General features: G+C 70.8%; 19 protein-coding genes and 1 riboswitch. Of the genes, 8 read left to right on the top strand and 11 right to left on the bottom strand.

The window, feature by feature from the left end:
- Positions 1–21: 21 nt before the first annotated feature.
- The 6 genes from DEJ49_RS01200 to DEJ49_RS01225 form a co-directional block, all read right to left on the bottom strand.
- On the bottom strand, positions 22–834 hold the full coding sequence (locus tag DEJ49_RS01200; RefSeq protein WP_150181941.1) for a carbohydrate ABC transporter permease: 813 nt from the start codon (positions 832–834) through the stop codon (positions 22–24).
- A 9-nt stretch (positions 835–843) separates the two neighbouring features.
- The gene (locus DEJ49_RS01205) at positions 844–1,818 is read right to left on the bottom strand and encodes a carbohydrate ABC transporter permease (protein WP_150181942.1); all 975 of its coding nucleotides are present in this window, start codon (positions 1,816–1,818) and stop codon (positions 844–846) included.
- On the bottom strand, positions 1,815–3,101 hold the full coding sequence (locus DEJ49_RS01210) for an ABC transporter substrate-binding protein (protein ID WP_150181943.1): 1,287 nt from the start codon (positions 3,099–3,101) through the stop codon (positions 1,815–1,817). Before DEJ49_RS01210 ends, DEJ49_RS01205 begins: the two co-directional genes overlap by 4 nt.
- 136 nt (positions 3,102–3,237) lie before the next feature.
- The gene (locus DEJ49_RS01215) at positions 3,238–4,002 is read right to left on the bottom strand and encodes an aminoglycoside adenylyltransferase family protein (protein WP_150181944.1); all 765 of its coding nucleotides are present in this window, start codon (positions 4,000–4,002) and stop codon (positions 3,238–3,240) included.
- A 94-nt stretch (positions 4,003–4,096) separates the two neighbouring features.
- Positions 4,097–4,567, bottom strand: coding sequence for a cyanase (gene cynS, locus DEJ49_RS01220; protein ID WP_150181945.1), 471 nt, complete (start codon positions 4,565–4,567; stop codon positions 4,097–4,099).
- 52 nt (positions 4,568–4,619) lie between these two features.
- Complete coding sequence (locus tag DEJ49_RS01225) at positions 4,620–5,261, bottom strand: carbonic anhydrase (protein ID WP_150181946.1); 642 nt, start codon at positions 5,259–5,261, stop codon at positions 4,620–4,622.
- A 103-nt stretch (positions 5,262–5,364) separates the two neighbouring features.
- On the opposite strand from DEJ49_RS01225, the gene cynR reads away from it, so the two are divergent.
- The 3 genes from cynR to DEJ49_RS35840 all read left to right on the top strand — a co-directional run bounded on the left by cynR (position 5,365) and on the right by DEJ49_RS35840 (position 6,911).
- On the top strand, positions 5,365–6,267 hold the full coding sequence (cynR, locus tag DEJ49_RS01230) for a transcriptional regulator CynR (protein WP_150181947.1): 903 nt from the start codon (positions 5,365–5,367) through the stop codon (positions 6,265–6,267).
- A gap of 100 nt (positions 6,268–6,367) precedes the next feature.
- Complete coding sequence (locus DEJ49_RS01235) at positions 6,368–6,715, top strand: PRC-barrel domain-containing protein (RefSeq protein WP_150181948.1); 348 nt, start codon at positions 6,368–6,370, stop codon at positions 6,713–6,715.
- Between the two features lie 40 nt (positions 6,716–6,755).
- A complete protein-coding gene (locus tag DEJ49_RS35840; RefSeq protein WP_165284346.1) occupies positions 6,756–6,911 on the top strand; it encodes a DUF6131 family protein in 156 nt (51 codons plus the stop codon).
- A 70-nt stretch (positions 6,912–6,981) separates the two neighbouring features.
- Here the strand turns inward: DEJ49_RS35840 and DEJ49_RS36695 are convergent, their stop codons facing one another.
- Positions 6,982–7,110, bottom strand: coding sequence for an LPFR motif small protein (locus tag DEJ49_RS36695; protein ID WP_263398772.1), 129 nt, complete (start codon positions 7,108–7,110; stop codon positions 6,982–6,984).
- A 141-nt stretch (positions 7,111–7,251) separates the two neighbouring features.
- Between DEJ49_RS36695 and DEJ49_RS01240 the strand changes: the two genes are divergently transcribed.
- The 5 genes from DEJ49_RS01240 (at position 7,252) to DEJ49_RS01260 (ending at position 10,598) form a co-directional block, all read left to right on the top strand.
- Positions 7,252–7,632 (top strand): VOC family protein, encoded by a 381-nt coding sequence (locus tag DEJ49_RS01240; protein WP_150181949.1) that lies wholly within the window; start codon positions 7,252–7,254, stop codon positions 7,630–7,632.
- Positions 7,633–7,707: 75 nt separating this feature from the next.
- Positions 7,708–8,037 carry a hypothetical protein gene (locus DEJ49_RS01245; protein ID WP_150181950.1) on the top strand — a complete coding sequence of 110 codons (330 nt, stop codon included), beginning with the start codon at positions 7,708–7,710 and terminating at the stop codon, positions 8,035–8,037.
- A gap of 85 nt (positions 8,038–8,122) precedes the next feature.
- A complete protein-coding gene (locus DEJ49_RS01250) occupies positions 8,123–8,614 on the top strand; it encodes a hemerythrin domain-containing protein (RefSeq protein WP_150181951.1) in 492 nt (163 codons plus the stop codon).
- Between the two features lie 195 nt (positions 8,615–8,809).
- Positions 8,810–9,691 (top strand): SGNH/GDSL hydrolase family protein, encoded by an 882-nt coding sequence (locus DEJ49_RS01255; RefSeq protein WP_150187975.1) that lies wholly within the window; start codon positions 8,810–8,812, stop codon positions 9,689–9,691.
- Positions 9,692–9,749: 58 nt separating this feature from the next.
- The gene (locus DEJ49_RS01260; RefSeq protein WP_150187976.1) at positions 9,750–10,598 is read left to right on the top strand and encodes an endo alpha-1,4 polygalactosaminidase; all 849 of its coding nucleotides are present in this window, start codon (positions 9,750–9,752) and stop codon (positions 10,596–10,598) included.
- 14 nt (positions 10,599–10,612) lie between these two features.
- Here DEJ49_RS01260 and DEJ49_RS01265 read toward each other — a convergent pair whose 3' ends face one another.
- The 4 genes from DEJ49_RS01265 to DEJ49_RS01280 are packed head-to-tail and all read right to left on the bottom strand — an operon-like array spanning position 10,613 to position 13,376.
- Positions 10,613–11,485, bottom strand: a complete 873-nt coding sequence (locus DEJ49_RS01265; RefSeq protein WP_190329233.1) for an energy-coupling factor ABC transporter ATP-binding protein — start codon at positions 11,483–11,485, stop codon at positions 10,613–10,615.
- A complete protein-coding gene (cbiQ, locus tag DEJ49_RS01270) occupies positions 11,482–12,231 on the bottom strand; it encodes a cobalt ECF transporter T component CbiQ (RefSeq protein WP_150181952.1) in 750 nt (249 codons plus the stop codon). The genes DEJ49_RS01265 and cbiQ overlap by 4 nt, the downstream gene beginning before the upstream one ends.
- A 6-nt stretch (positions 12,232–12,237) precedes the next feature.
- The gene (locus DEJ49_RS01275) at positions 12,238–12,648 is read right to left on the bottom strand and encodes an energy-coupling factor ABC transporter substrate-binding protein (protein WP_223832678.1); all 411 of its coding nucleotides are present in this window, start codon (positions 12,646–12,648) and stop codon (positions 12,238–12,240) included.
- Positions 12,648–13,376: an energy-coupling factor ABC transporter permease gene (locus DEJ49_RS01280; protein WP_150181953.1), complete on the bottom strand. Its 729-nt coding sequence runs from the start codon at positions 13,374–13,376 to the stop codon at positions 12,648–12,650. The genes DEJ49_RS01275 and DEJ49_RS01280 overlap by 1 nt, the downstream gene beginning before the upstream one ends.
- A 29-nt stretch (positions 13,377–13,405) precedes the next feature.
- Positions 13,406–13,590, bottom strand: a riboswitch (cobalamin riboswitch).
- Positions 13,591–13,639: the final 49 nt, after the last annotated feature.

The following is a 13,639-nucleotide window of genomic DNA, read 5'->3' on the forward strand; positions in this document are numbered from 1 at the left end:
GGGGGAAGGGGGCGTGTCGGGTCAGCGGGCGGATGCGGTGATGCCGCGCAGGAACAGGCCGCGGAACACCAGGAAGAGGAGCAGCGTCGGCACGGACACGATGAGCGCGCCGGCCAGGATGACGGGCGGTCCCGTCGACGCGTAGGCGTTGTTGAGGGTGGTCAGGGCGGCCATGACGGGCTGAACGTCGGGGCTGCGGCTGAGGGTGATGCCGAGGAGGAGGTCGTTCCAGACGGCGGTGAACTGGAAGATGAAGGCCGCGCCGAGCCCCGCCCTCATGAGCGGCACGTGGATGCGCCAGAAGATCCGCCCGAACGACGCGCCGTCGATCAGCGCCGCCTCGGTCAGCTCGGGCGACATGGTCGTCATCTGGTTGCGGACGAGGAAGAACGCGAAGGGCACGGCCCATGCCGCGTACACGAGCATCAGGCCGATCCTGGTGTCGTACAGGCCCGCGTCGGCGTAGAGGCCGAAGAGCGGCGCGAGGAACATCTGCAGCGGGAACAGCGTGCCGGAGTAGATCAGCCAGAACCAGAACGCGGGCCTGGGGATGGGCAGGACGACGACGGCGAACGCCGCCATGGCCGCCACGAGGACGGCGACCAGGCCGCACACGACGGCGTAGAGCAGCGAGGCCTGGAAGCTGTCGCCGATGCCCGCCACGTCCCAGGCGGTCTTGACGTTCTCCCACAGGCCGAGGCCCTGGACGGTCCACTCGGGTTTGCCCACGTACTCGGCGGCCGGGGTGAGGGCGTTGACGACCAGCAGGTACAGCGGGATCAGCCAGAGCACCACGCATCCGGCGACGAAGACGTTGCGCACCGTGCGTCCCATGGCCCCTCCTCAGCTCTTCGCCGTGCCGGTGTCGGGCATCTGGTGGCGCAGGTACATCCAGGACGAGGCGACGACGATCGCGGAGAGGACGAGCGCGATCGCCGAGCCGTAGCCCACGTGGAACAGCCGGAACGTCTCGCGGTACATGCTCAGCGCGAGGGTCTCCGAGGAGCGGGACGGGCCGCCCTTGGTGAGGATCCAGATCATGTCGAACGCCTTGAGGCTGTTGACGATGGCCATGCCGACCACCACGACGGTCACGGCGCGCAGTTGGGGCAGGGTGATGTGCCGGAACATGCGCCAGCCGCTCGCGCCGTCCAGTTCGGCGGCCTCGACGGTCTCGCGCGGGATGGCGCGCAGGCCGATCGCGAAGAGGACGACGTTCAGGCCGGTGGCCTGCCAGGTGCTGGCGACGATCATCGCGAGGGTGTTCTGCGGCCACTCCAGGAGCCACGTCTGCGCCCAGCTGTCGAGGCCGACGCCGCGCAGCACCTGGTTGACCGCGCCGTCGGACGTCAGCATGAAGTTCCACAGCACGGCGGTGGCCGCGCCCGAGATCGCGAACGGCAGCACGATGATCAGCTGCGCGATGCCGCCGAACCGCATCCGGTGGGTGGCGACGGCGATGAGGAGTCCGGCCAGGACGGGCAGGAGCAGGGTCCCCGCCACCCACATCAGCGTGTTGAGGACCGACCTGCCGAAGACCGGGTCGTCGGCGAGGCGGGCGTAGTTGTCGAGCCCGGTGTAGCTGCTGGTGAAGCCGTTGTCCTCGAAGAGGCTTCCGTAGACGCTGCGGAAGAACGGGTAGACGAGCAGGACACCGACGAGAGCGAAGGCGGGCAGCGCCCAGGGCAGGGCGGCGAGGGGGCCGCCGAGCCTGCCGCCGCCCGCCTTCGCGGCCTGGTGCGGGGTGCGCGTGGGCACCCTGCGGCGCACACGGACGGGCTTCGTCGCGCCGTGTGCCGGGGTCGCGGTTCCGGTCATGTCTCCTCCGCCTCCCGCCAGACCTGCCAGGCGTCGTCGGCGCGGTCCTGCATGGTGCGGAGCGTCTCGCGGTATGAGGACGGGTTCAGCAGGAAGCCGGCGAGGTCGTCGACGGTCGCCTCGACGAGTTCGGGCGGGCCCTGTTCCCAGAAGCGGTTGAGGAGCCACAGTCTGTCACCGCGCACCTTCTCGGCGAGGCCTGCGATGACGGGGTTGGCGGGTGCGACCTTCGGGTTGGGGCAGCCGTCCTGGAGAGTGTGCGAGAACGCCTTCATGACGGTGGGGTGCAGCCAGGTCCCGGTGGCCTTCAGCGCCTCGGTGCGGTCGGGGCCCTTGACGGTGGCGACGAGGGCGCTGGACTCGAAGACGACGCTGGGGCGGGCGCCGGGGTCGGCCATGGGGAGCACGAACGCGTCGAGGTTCTTGCCGGGTCTGCCGCCCGCGGCCGCGAGGGTGGAGCCGAGCCAGGTGCCGCAGGCGACCATGCCCACCGTGCCGCGCACCAGGGCGGCGGCCGCGTCGGTGTGGCTCAGGTCCATGGGTGTGAACCAGTCCTTGTCGAAGAAGGAGGCGATGGTGCGCAGGGCGCGTTCGGCCCGCGGGTCGGTGTAGCGCTCGCGGCCGTTCATCAGGTCCTGGTAGAACCGCGGGTCCTGGCGGCTGAGGATCTCCTGGAACCAGATGAAGGAGGGCCAGCGGTCGGCCGCGGTGCCGTGCAGCGGCGTGATGCCCGCCTTCTTCAGGCGCCCGCACGCGCCGAGGAACCCGTCCCAGGTCTGCGGGGCCTCGATGCCGTGCTCGCGGAAGACCTGCGGGTTGTAGAAGATCACCCAGTAGGCGAGGTTCATCGGCAGGCCGTACACGCGTCGCCGGTAGGTGAACGCCTCCCGCAGCGAGGGTTCCACCCAGCCCCTGGCGGCGGCCCTGTCCCACTGGCCCGTCAGGTCCTCGATGCCTCCGGTGCGGGCCAGGTCCTGGAGCCGGTAGCCGGACCAGTACTTGAGCATGTCCGGCGTCTTGTCGGTGCGCAGCGAGGACCGCACGATCTGCTCGAACGACTCGAGGGACGGGTTGACCTCGGGCACCAGGCGCAGCGCCGCGACGGACTTCATGGCCGCCCCCGCGGCGGTCATCGGCTTCTCCCAGGCGGTGCTGTCGCCGAGCACGGCGACCTCGCCCGAGGGCAGTCCCTCGGCGGTGGCGCAGGCGGTGGCGAGCGCGCCGGCCGCTGCGGCGACGAGCAGGGTGCGGCGGTCCATCGACGCGTGACGACTACCTGACATGGATGGCTCCCTCAGGTGTGCCTGCTGCCCCTTGTTAGCGTTAACACGGGCATCTTGGAGCTTCACCGGGGGCGCGTCGGATGTCAATGGGGCGGGAGCCGGCCGGGACGCGAACTCGCCCTTGGATCAGGGGTGTTCAGGACGGGTGGGACAGCCGGTCGATCTCCCGGACGACGTACTGGGCGTGCGGTTTCACCTGCGGGAGGAGGTCGTCCCAGCGCTCCTCCGCCAGGCCGAGGTAGACGGCGCGGGCGCGGGCCATAACCGGCCGGTGTTCGACGGGAAGACGGGCGAGGACCCAGTCGGCCGCCGCGTCCTTGGACGTGATGTCGCCCGTCGCGAGCGTCGTCCAGATGCGGGCGAGGGTGAGCAGGACGTTGCGGGTGTCGGTGTCCAGCTCGGCGAGCAGGCCGGGGACGCCGGCGACCATCGCTCGGGTGACGTCCGCGGGCGGGACCGGGTCGAGGACCTGCTCCGGCGACGGCCCCCGGAGAGCGGTCCCGCCGCGCAGCACCATGGTGAGCAGGACCGCGAGGTCCGGGTCGGATCCGGGTTCGGGAGTCAGGCCGCGCAGGTACGCCTCGCGCAGCCACTCCCCGTACTGGAATTCGCTGCGGGGAGGGTACGTCCAGGGGCGGACGTCGTCCTGGACGGTGACCGTCAGCTCGACGGGGCGCAGGGGCTCGCCCGGGGCGCCGCTGCCGGAGAGGGCGAGCAGCCCGTCGGTCAGGGCCTGGCGCTGTCCCGCGGTGGTGGGGCGGCGGGCGACGACGAGCAGGTCGATGTCGCTGTGCGGGCGCAGGCCGCCGAGGACGGCCGAGCCGTGCGGGTAGACGCCCACGAGGTCGGCGTCGCCCAGCACGTCGCGCACCAGGCGCACCACGTTGTCGGTCTGCGTCACTCGTCACTCCGTCCGCCTCGCGTCACCCTCGCCTCGCATCGTAGGCGCGTGGCGGGCCCGGCCGTGCGCAGGGCCGGGTCCGCCTGGCGCCGGATCAGAACGGCTTGGTCGGCAGGTACTTGCCGTCAAGCGTGATCACCGCGCGCTCGCCGCCCTCGGGGTCGGCGACCTTGCGTACGTCCAGCTTGAAGTTGATGGCGCTGATGATGCCGTCGCCGAACTGCTCGTGGACCAGGGCCTTCAGCGTGGTGCCGTAGACCTGGAGCATCTCGTAAAAGCGGTAGATCGTCGGGTCGGTCGGAACGGAGCCGGGGATGGAGCCGCGGGTCGGGATCGTCTGCAGCAGCGTCGCCGCCTCGTCGTCCAGGCCGAGCAGTTCGGCGACGGCCTTCGCGGCGGGTGCGGGAAGCGCGTGCTGGCCGAGCACCGCGGCGGTGACGAAGGCGACGGACAGTCCCGCCGCGTCGGCGATCTGCTGCCAGGACAGGTCCTCGCGCACCTTGGCCTCGACGGCGCGGACCGCGAGGTTCTGGCGGGCGGTGGGGTCGAACTGGGCGTGGATCATGTGGGTGTCCTTTCGGGTTGTGGTGCAGGTATGAGGGGGGCGGTGCGGGGGCTCAGGCCGCCGCGGCCGCGGTGAGGTGCTCGACGGAGCCGGTGGGGATGTCGTAGACCCAGCCGTGCAGTGTCAGCTCGTCGCGGGCCAGGGCGCGGGCGACGGAGGGGTGGGTGGTGAGGCGGGTCAGCTGGGCGCGTACGTTCTCGCGCACGAGGGCCGGTACGCGGTCCGCCCCGGTCGCGGATTCGGGGGTACGGGCGACGGCGTCGTCCGCGTGGCGCAGCCATTCGGCGACGGCTGGGGCGCCGCTCAGGTCGTGCCCCTCGGCGAGGGCGGTCATGGCGCCGCACGCCGAATGGCCGCAGACCACGATGTGGGTGACGCCGAGCACGGTCACCGCGTACTCGACACCGGCGGCCACGCCGTCGGCGGCGAACGGCGTGTGAGCCGGTACGAGGTTGCCCGCGGTGCGGATGACGAACAGCTCGCCCGGCTCGCGCTGGGTGATCAGCTCGGGCACGACGCGGGCGTCCGAGCAGCCGATGAACAGCGTGTCCGGTGTGTGGCGTGCGGCCAGGCCCGCGAAGAGCTCCGCCTTGGCCGGGAAGACGTCCCGCTGGAAGCGTCTCAGCCCTGCCGCGAGGTCATGCGTGGGGTCATGCGTGGCGTCATGCGTGGTGTCTTGCGTGGAGTCCTGCAAGGTCACTCCCTTCTCTCGTGAGAACAACCCTGCACGACCTGCACCTATAGCGTCCAAGACGCGCTACCCATGTCTTCCATCGATGGCATCTATAGTTCGGCTCATGGCACCTGAACTCCGTCACCTGCGCTATCTGCTCGCCGTCGCCGAGCACGGCAACTTCACGCGGGCGGCCGAGGCGCTGCACATCTCGCAGCCGACGCTGTCCCAGCAGATCCGTCAGCTGGAGCGCGCGGTCGGCGTCCCGCTCCTGGACCGCGGCGGCCGCACCGTGCGCCTCACCGACGCCGGCGCCGCCTACCTCCCCCACGCGCGGCGCGCCCTCCAGGACCTGGCCGCGGCCGAACGCGCCGTGCACGACGTGAGGGACCTGTCCCGCGGCTCCCTGCGCCTGGCCGTGACGCCCACCTTCACCGCCTATCTCGTCGGCCCGCTCACCGCCCTGCTCCACGCCCGCCACCCCGGCATCCACGTGTCCCTGCAAGAGCTCCCCCAGGAGCGCATGGAGCCCGCCCTGCTCGCCGACGAGCTGGACCTCGGCATCGCCTTCCAGGGCTCCCACCTGCCGGGCCTGTCCGCGGCGGACCTGTTCACCGAGAGCCTCAGCCTCGTGGTCGGAGACCCGCACCCGCTCGCCGGGCGCACCGCTCCCCTGTCGCTCGACGAGCTGGCCGCCGTCCGACTCGCCCTGCTCACCGGCGACTTCGCGACCCGTGTGCACATCGACGCCCATCTCGCACGGCACGCGGTCCGGCCGGACGTCGCCGTGGAGGCCACCTCGATCAACGCCCTCACCGAGATCGTCCGGCACGCCCCGCTGGCCACGGTCCTGCCCGACGCCCTCACCCGGGACCGCCCCGGCCTGCACACCGTCCCCCTCACCCCCGCCCTGCCCACCCGCACCGTCACGCTGCTGCACCGCGAGAGCGGCTACCGCACCGCCGCCGCGCGGGCCTTCACGGAGCTGGCCCATAAGTGGGCCCACACACAACACCCAAAGGTTTGAGGGCGTGATTACAGGACACCCGGATTTCAGGAGAGGTTGATCATTGTGACTCCCTCCGATATTCATCGTCTTGCGTCAGGTATCGATCAAGGAGTCCTGAATGAACAACGACATGTGGAGCTACGTTCCGACTGCGGGGCACGGCCCGGACAGTGACCTGACGGGCTACAAGGTCGAGGCGGCGGACGGCCATATCGGCAAGGTCGACAAGCACTCCGACGAGGTCGCAAATCAGTACATCGTCGTCGACACCGGTGTATGGATCTTCGGCAAGGAGGTTCTCCTGCCCGCAAGCACCGTGACGGCCATCGACAACGAGGAGCGGCGCATCCTGGTCTCGCTCACGAAGGAGCAGATCAAGAACGCTCCCGAGTTCGACAAGGAAAAGCACCTCGGCGACCCCGCCTACCGCGACCAGCTCGGCGGCTATTACGGCTCGGGTCACTGATCAGGCGTACACTTTAATCGTTCCGAGGGTTGGAGGATCCATGATCGCACTCGGTCTCATTCTACTCGTCATCGGTCTGCTGACCGGTGTTTCCATCCTTTGGACCATTGGCGTCGCACTTCTTGTCATCGGTGCGGTTCTTTGGGTCCTCGGTGCTGTCGGACACTCGGTGGGCGGCCGCAAGCACTATTGGTAAAAGGAAACGTGGGAAGGGGGCCCGGGCTCAACCCGGGCCCCCTTCCCATGTTTTTTTACACAGCATTTTTTCAGTGGTGACCGTGCGCCGTGTCGGAAGCACCGCCGAAGAGTCGTGCGACCGCACGGAACGGCAGAGTGACCACCGTGGCGATGGCTCCGCCAATGGCTCGGAGAACGTCTGCAATGGCCTTCAGCATGGTCGGGCCTCCAAAGAGCGCTGGCTCAATAGCTGTTTTCGCTGTACGGGTTTCCGCACAGCGCTTGCTCCCCACGGTTGCCCCGCGAAGGCCGGGAAAAACAGTGCTGCTCCGCCGCGCGCCGACAGTAGGGTGCCGCTCATGGCATGCCGAATCACTGAACTGGTCATCGACGCGGCCGACCCCGAACGCCTCGCCGCGTTCTGGCGCGAGGTCCTCGGCTACATCGAGCTGGGGAGGGAGGACGACGGCAGCATCGAGATCGGGCCCGAGAGCGGCGCCGGCGGCCCCCAGCCGACTCTCGTCATCGGCCCCACGCAGGACCCCCGCAACGGCAAGCTCAGGCTGCACATCGACGTCAACGCCACCGACCGCGACCAGGACGCGGAACTGGAACGGCTGCTCGCCCTCGGCGCCACCCGCGCCGACGTCGGCCAGTCCGGCACGGAGAGCTGGCACGTGCTCGCCGACCCCGAGGGCAACGAGTTCTGCCTCCTGCACAGCCGGGTGCGACCCGTGTGACGCGCCGCCTCCCCTCCTTACTCCCTCTGCGGCCGACCGGAGGCGGATACCGCAGGGGGTCGCCAGGATGACTCCATGGTCAACAGCACAGCACGCACCGACAGCACGGCACGCACCACCGACCCCACCCCGCGCGGTGACGGCCTCGACGCCGTCACCACGCGCTGGGCCGCGCGCGACACCGCCTCGGCGCACGGCCGCCTGCGCGACGCGCTGCTCTCCTGGCGGACCTCGCTCCCTCCGTCCTTCTCCGCCCCGCCCCCGGGACAGCCCGGCGAGCACGTGCGGCTCGTCGTCGCCCCCGCCGCCCCGGGCGCACCCGAGGACGCGCTGCTCCTGCACCTCAACGCCGACGAGGTGGAGCGGCTCATCGAACGGCTCGGGCGGGGTACACGGGTCCCGTAGCACCCCGGCCCCACCGCGGACACCGTGGAACCCCAGACCCCGGGAAGCGCAGATTTCGGCATTTTTCCCAGAAAGGCAGACCCCGATGGCTGCAACGAAGGACGTCGTCGACCTGATCCTCCAGGACCACCGGACGATGGAGGACCTCTTCCGCAAGATGCGCAGCGTCGAGGCCGACCGCGCGGCGGCGCTGAGCGAGTTCGCCGACCTGCTCATCGCCCACGCCCTGGCCGAGGAGGCGGAGGTCTACCCTGCGCTCCGCCGGTTCAAGAACATCGACGACGAAGAGGTCGAGCATGGCGAGGAGGAGCACGAGGAGGGCAACAAGGCGCTGCTCGCCCTCCTCGAGGTCGAGGACGTCGGCTCGGACGAGTGGGACGAGAAGCTGGAGAAGCTCGTCGAGGCCGTCAATCACCACGCGGACGAGGAGGAGCGCACCATCCTCAACGGCGCCCGTGAGAACGTCGCCATGGAGCGGCGCGAGGAGCTCGGCGCCGCCTTCCTCGCGGAGCGCGAGAAGCAGCTGGCGGCGGACTGCGGCAACGCCGACAACATCCGCCGCATCCTCAAGGACTGAGCGCCTGTGTCATGACCGTCGCCGTCACGGCCCGGTGCCCCCTGGGCACCGGGCCGTTCGTGTGGTTGTCACCGAAGTGCCAAGACTCCGGGCGGGGATGCGCATCCGCGCGCGTAGTGGGCTGCAAGATCGTGAACTACGTTGCACGAGCTCCACCCCCCACGCCCTCTCCCCCGGAGGAGAACCCTCATGCGTATGCCCAGACCGCAGCGCACGGTGGCGGCCCTCGCCGCCGTCACGGGAATCGCCGCCCTCGGCCTCGGCGCGGGACCGGCCGCAGCCGCTCCCGACACCCGTGACCCGCTGCGCTACGTCGCCCTCGGCGACAGCTACAGCGCAGGGTCGGGTGTGCTGCCCCTCGACGCCGGCGCCCCGCTCCTGTGTGCCCGCACCTCGCTGAACTACCCGCACCTCCTCGCCGCCTCCCTCGGCGCCCGCCTGACCGACGTGACCTGCGGCGGCGCGCAGACCAAGCACTTCACCACGTCCCAGTACCCGGGCGTCGCCCCGCAGTTCGACGCGCTGAAGAGCGACACGGAGCTGGTGACGCTCACCATCGGCGGCAACGACAACAGCACCTTCATCAACGCGATCCTGGCCTGCGGCAGCGCGGGCCTCCTGTCGGGCGGCAAGGGCAGCCCCTGCAAGGACCTCAACGGCGACAAGTTCAAGGACCAGATCGACGCGACGACGTATCCGGCGATCAAGAACTCCCTGAACCAGATCAAGGCGAAGTCCCCGAAGGCGAAGGTCGCGATCCTCGGCTACCCGTGGATCACCCCCGCGAAGGCCGTGCCCGGGTGCTTCGCCAAGATGCCGCTGGCCGAGGGCGACGTGCCCTACCTGCGTGACCTTCAGGCGCACTTGAACGGCGCCGCGCGGCGGGCCGCCGGGGAGACCGGCACGACGTTCGTCGACATGGCCGCCGCGTCCGACGCGCACGACGCGTGCCGTCCGGTGGGGCAGCGGTGGATCGAGCCGGTCCTGTTCGGCACGAACTTCGTGCCCGTGCACCCCAACGCACTGGGCGAGGCCGGGATGGCCAAGCAGACGGCGGCTGTCCTGAAGCTGTCCTGACCGGCCGCCCTGGAGCGGTCCTGACCGCGGGGGCTGCGATCATGGTCGGGTGAACGGGATCAAGTGGCGTACCAGCAAGAACCGCACCCTGCGGACCGGGACGGGCGGCACGCTGCTGCTCGCGCTCCTCGTCGGGTGCTCGACCGCCGGGTCCGGCACGTCCGCCGGACCCGGCGAGGACGACGTACGGCAGCCGCCCGTGAACGCGGCCTTCGACTATCAGCTGGGCGGCCCGTACAAGCCGCCGGCGAAGGTGCGCGCCGTCTCGCGCGACCGCACCGCCGACCCCGCCCCCGGCCTCTACAACATCTGTTACGTCAACGCGTTCCAGGCCCAGCCCGGCAAGAAGGCGGCCCGCTGGTGGCAGCGCGAGCACAGTGACCTCGTCCTCCGTGACGAGGAGGGCCGGACGGTCGTCGACGAGGACTGGCGGGAGCCGCTCCTCGACATCTCCACGCGCAAGAAGCGCGAGGCGCTCGCCGAGATCGTCGGGGAGTGGATCGACGGCTGCGCGGACGCGGGCTTCGACGCGGTCGAGCCCGACAACCTCGACTCCTACGAACGCTCCGACGACCTGCTCACCACCGACGACGCGGCCGCCTTCGCCCGGCTCCTCGCCCGACGCGCACACAGCCAGGGCCTGGCCATCGCGCAGAAGAACACCACCGATCTCCTGGACCGGCGCGAGCAGATCGGCTTCGACTTCGCGGTGACAGAGGAGTGCGCGCACTACAAGGAGTGCCCCGACTTCACGTCCGCGTACGACGGGAAGGTCTTCGACGTCGAGTACGTGACGAAGGACTTCGACGCCGCGTGCCGCACCTGGGGCAAGAAGCTCTCCGTCACCCTGCGCGACCGCGACGTGCGCCCGAAGGGCGAGGACGGCTACGTGTACCGGCACTGCTGAGGGACCTCAGGCTGTCAGTCGACCAGCGCCGCCAGCTCCTCCGCCGTGCGCGGGCCGTCGTCCGTGCCGGTCGGCAGGCCGTGGGCGCGCAGGAGTTCGGCGACCGCGACGCCCCACGGCAGGTGCAGGCCGGCCTGGGCGAGGAGGTCGCGTCGGGCCAGCATCTCCGCGGCCGGGCCCGTGCGCACGCCGGACGGGGTGAGCAGCGCCGCGTCGTCCGCCCAGCGCAGGGCCAGGTCCACGTCGTGGGTCGCCATGACCACGGTCGTGCCCGCGTCCCGGAGGCCCTGCAGGGTGTCGAGGAGCCGCTCCTGGCCGTCGGGGTCGAGTCCGGCGGTCGGCTCGTCGAGGATGAGGACGCGGGGGCGCATCGCCACGGCGCCCGCGATCGCGGTCCGTTTGCGCTGGCCGTAGGAGAGCAGGTGGGTGGGCCGGTCGGCGAGCGGGGTGATGTCGAGGGCGGCGAGCGCCTCGGCGACCCGCGCCCTGACCTCGGGGTCGGGCAGCCCGAGGTTGAGCGGCCCGAACGACACGTCCTGCTCGACCGACGCGGCGAACAGCTGGTCGTCCGGGTCCTGGACGACGAGCTGCACGGTCGTGCGCAGCCGGGTCAGGCCCTTGCGGTCGTACGTGACCGGGGTGCCCTCCAGGGACAGGCTCCCCTCGGCGGGGCGCAGTCCGCCGCTGAGCAGGCGCATGAGGGTGGTCTTGCCGCTGCCGTTGCGCCCGAGGAGCGCGAGCGCGCGTCCGTCGGCGACGTCGAAGTCCAGGCCGCTGAGGACGGTGGGCCCGTCCTCGTACGCGTACGCCACCGCGCGCAGGGCGACGACGGACGCGTGCGGTCCGGCGGGAGCGTCCGGCTCGTGCAGAGCCCTCGGCTCGCTCATGGGAGGAACCTTTCCAGTACGAGGGTGAGGGCCACCAGGCCCACGAGGAGTGCCGTGCCCGCCGCGATGAAGGGGCGCGAGATGCGGGCCTCGGGCACGAGGACGCGCAGGGTGCCGTCGTAGCCGCGCCCGGCGAGGCCCGCTTGCAGGCGACTCGCCCGGTCGAAGGCGCGCACGAACGCGGTGGCCCCGAGACCGGCGAGGGAGCGCCAGGTGGCGGCGCGGGTGGTGTGGCCGAGGCGGGCGGCCTGCGCCTGCCGGATGCGGCTCATGGAGTCCAGGAGCAAAAAGCTCATCCGGTACGTGACGAGGGCCACGTCGACGACGGGTGCGGGCACGCCCGCCTTGACGAGGCGGGGCAGCAGGTCCGACATCGGCGTGGTGAACGCGAAGAGAAGCACGCCGAGCGAGGCCGCGGAGGTCCGCAGGAGCAGCCCGCCCGCACGCGCCGGGCCGCCCTCCGCGAACGTCACGAACCCGTCGGGGCCGCCGACTTGGACGAGCAGGGTGAGCGCGCCGGTGACGCAGAAGCCGAGCGGCACGCGGTAGGCGCGCCACAGTTTGCGGGGCGGCACGCCCGCGGGGCCGAGCAGCAGGACGAGTGCGGCCGCCAGGACCAGGACGGCTCCCGGCCAGGGCGGCAGCGAGATCGCGAGAACGGTGAGGCCGAGTCCGAGCACGGCTTTGTCCACGGGGTGGCGGCGGCGCCAGCGACTGCTGTGCGCCGCCGCGTCGATGGGCAGCACGCCGGGTCAGACCTGCTCGGTCTCGGCCCGGGCGCCGCCCGCGTCGACCGGTTCCCCGGAGGGCTCGGCCCGCGACTCGGCGCGCTCCTGCTCCGCACTCGCCTGTTCCGCACTCGCCTGCTCCGCGCCCTGCCTGCGGCCCCTGCGGAGCCCGAAGTAGTAGGCGAGGACACCGGCGCCGAGGGCGGCCTGGAGAGCGAAGAGCGCGGACTCGACCTCTCCGGACGGGGGTTCGTACAGCGGCGAGAACCACGGCTCGTAGTCCGGCTCGATCTCCGTGATCGCCGTCTCGGCCTGGGCGTCGGCGCCGGCGAACGGCTCCTCCTCGTCGTCGCCGAGTCCGAGCGCGATGGGCAGCACGGCGAGTGCGGCCACGATCAGGAGCAGCAGGGTGTTGATCTTCGCGTTACGGCTCATCAGGCACTGGCCCCCGTCTGCGTCTCGGTCGGCTTGGTCGGCTCCGTCGTCGCGGTCGGCTGCTTGCGCTGCAACAGCACGCCGAGCCGGGTCAGTTCGCCCTTGCTCGACTGCACGAGCAGCCGCATCACCAGGACGGTGAGCAGGCCTTCGCTGACCGCGAGCGGGATCTGCGTGACGGCGAAGATGCCGCCGAACTTGCCCAGGGCGCCCAGGAACCCGCTGCTGGGGTCGGGGAACGCCAGGGCCAGCTGGACACTGGTGACGCAGTACGTGGACAGGTCGGCGACGAACGCGCCGAAGAACACGGCGACCATGAGCGGCACGTCGTACCGCTTGAGGAGCCGGTAGACGGCGTATCCCGCCCAGGGCCCGACGATCGCCATGGAGAAGACGTTGGCGCCCAGGGTGGTGAGCCCGCCGTGGGCGAGCAGCAGCGCCTGGAAGAGCAGGGTGATGGTTCCGAGCACCGTCATGATCGGCGGCCGGAACAGGATCGCCCCGAGCCCGGTCCCCGTCGGGTGCGAGCAACTGCCCGTCACAGAAGGGATCTTCAGGGCGGAAAGGACGAAGGTGAAGGCCCCGGAGGCGCCGAGGAGCAGCGTGCTCTCCGGGTGTTCCTTGACTTCACGGGTCAGGGAGCGGACTCCGTGGACGACGAACGGCGCGGACGCTACGCCCCAGGCGATCGCGTGCGCCGGTGGGAGGAAACCCTCGGCAATGTGCATGGCTCGGCAGACCCTCTCCAGCACCTCGTGGATGGACAACGCGCCTTGGCCGGTCTCCTGGCTGACGGGTCGTACCGACCGGACTCCGCCTTCCCGGGTACGTGCGTACCCAGTGGCTGCCGCGAGGGCTGGAGCCGGACTTCCCGATCACAGTGGCGAGGGCCGCACCGGCATCACACCGGATTTCCCGTTCACCAAGGCGTGGTGACATTAGTGCGCATCAGACGTGCTGACAACTTGCGCGCCGTTCGGGGCGGCGCCAC

Source organism: Streptomyces venezuelae (assembly GCF_008642335.1).
Taxonomy (GTDB): Bacteria; Actinomycetota; Actinomycetes; order Streptomycetales; family Streptomycetaceae; genus Streptomyces; species Streptomyces venezuelae_F.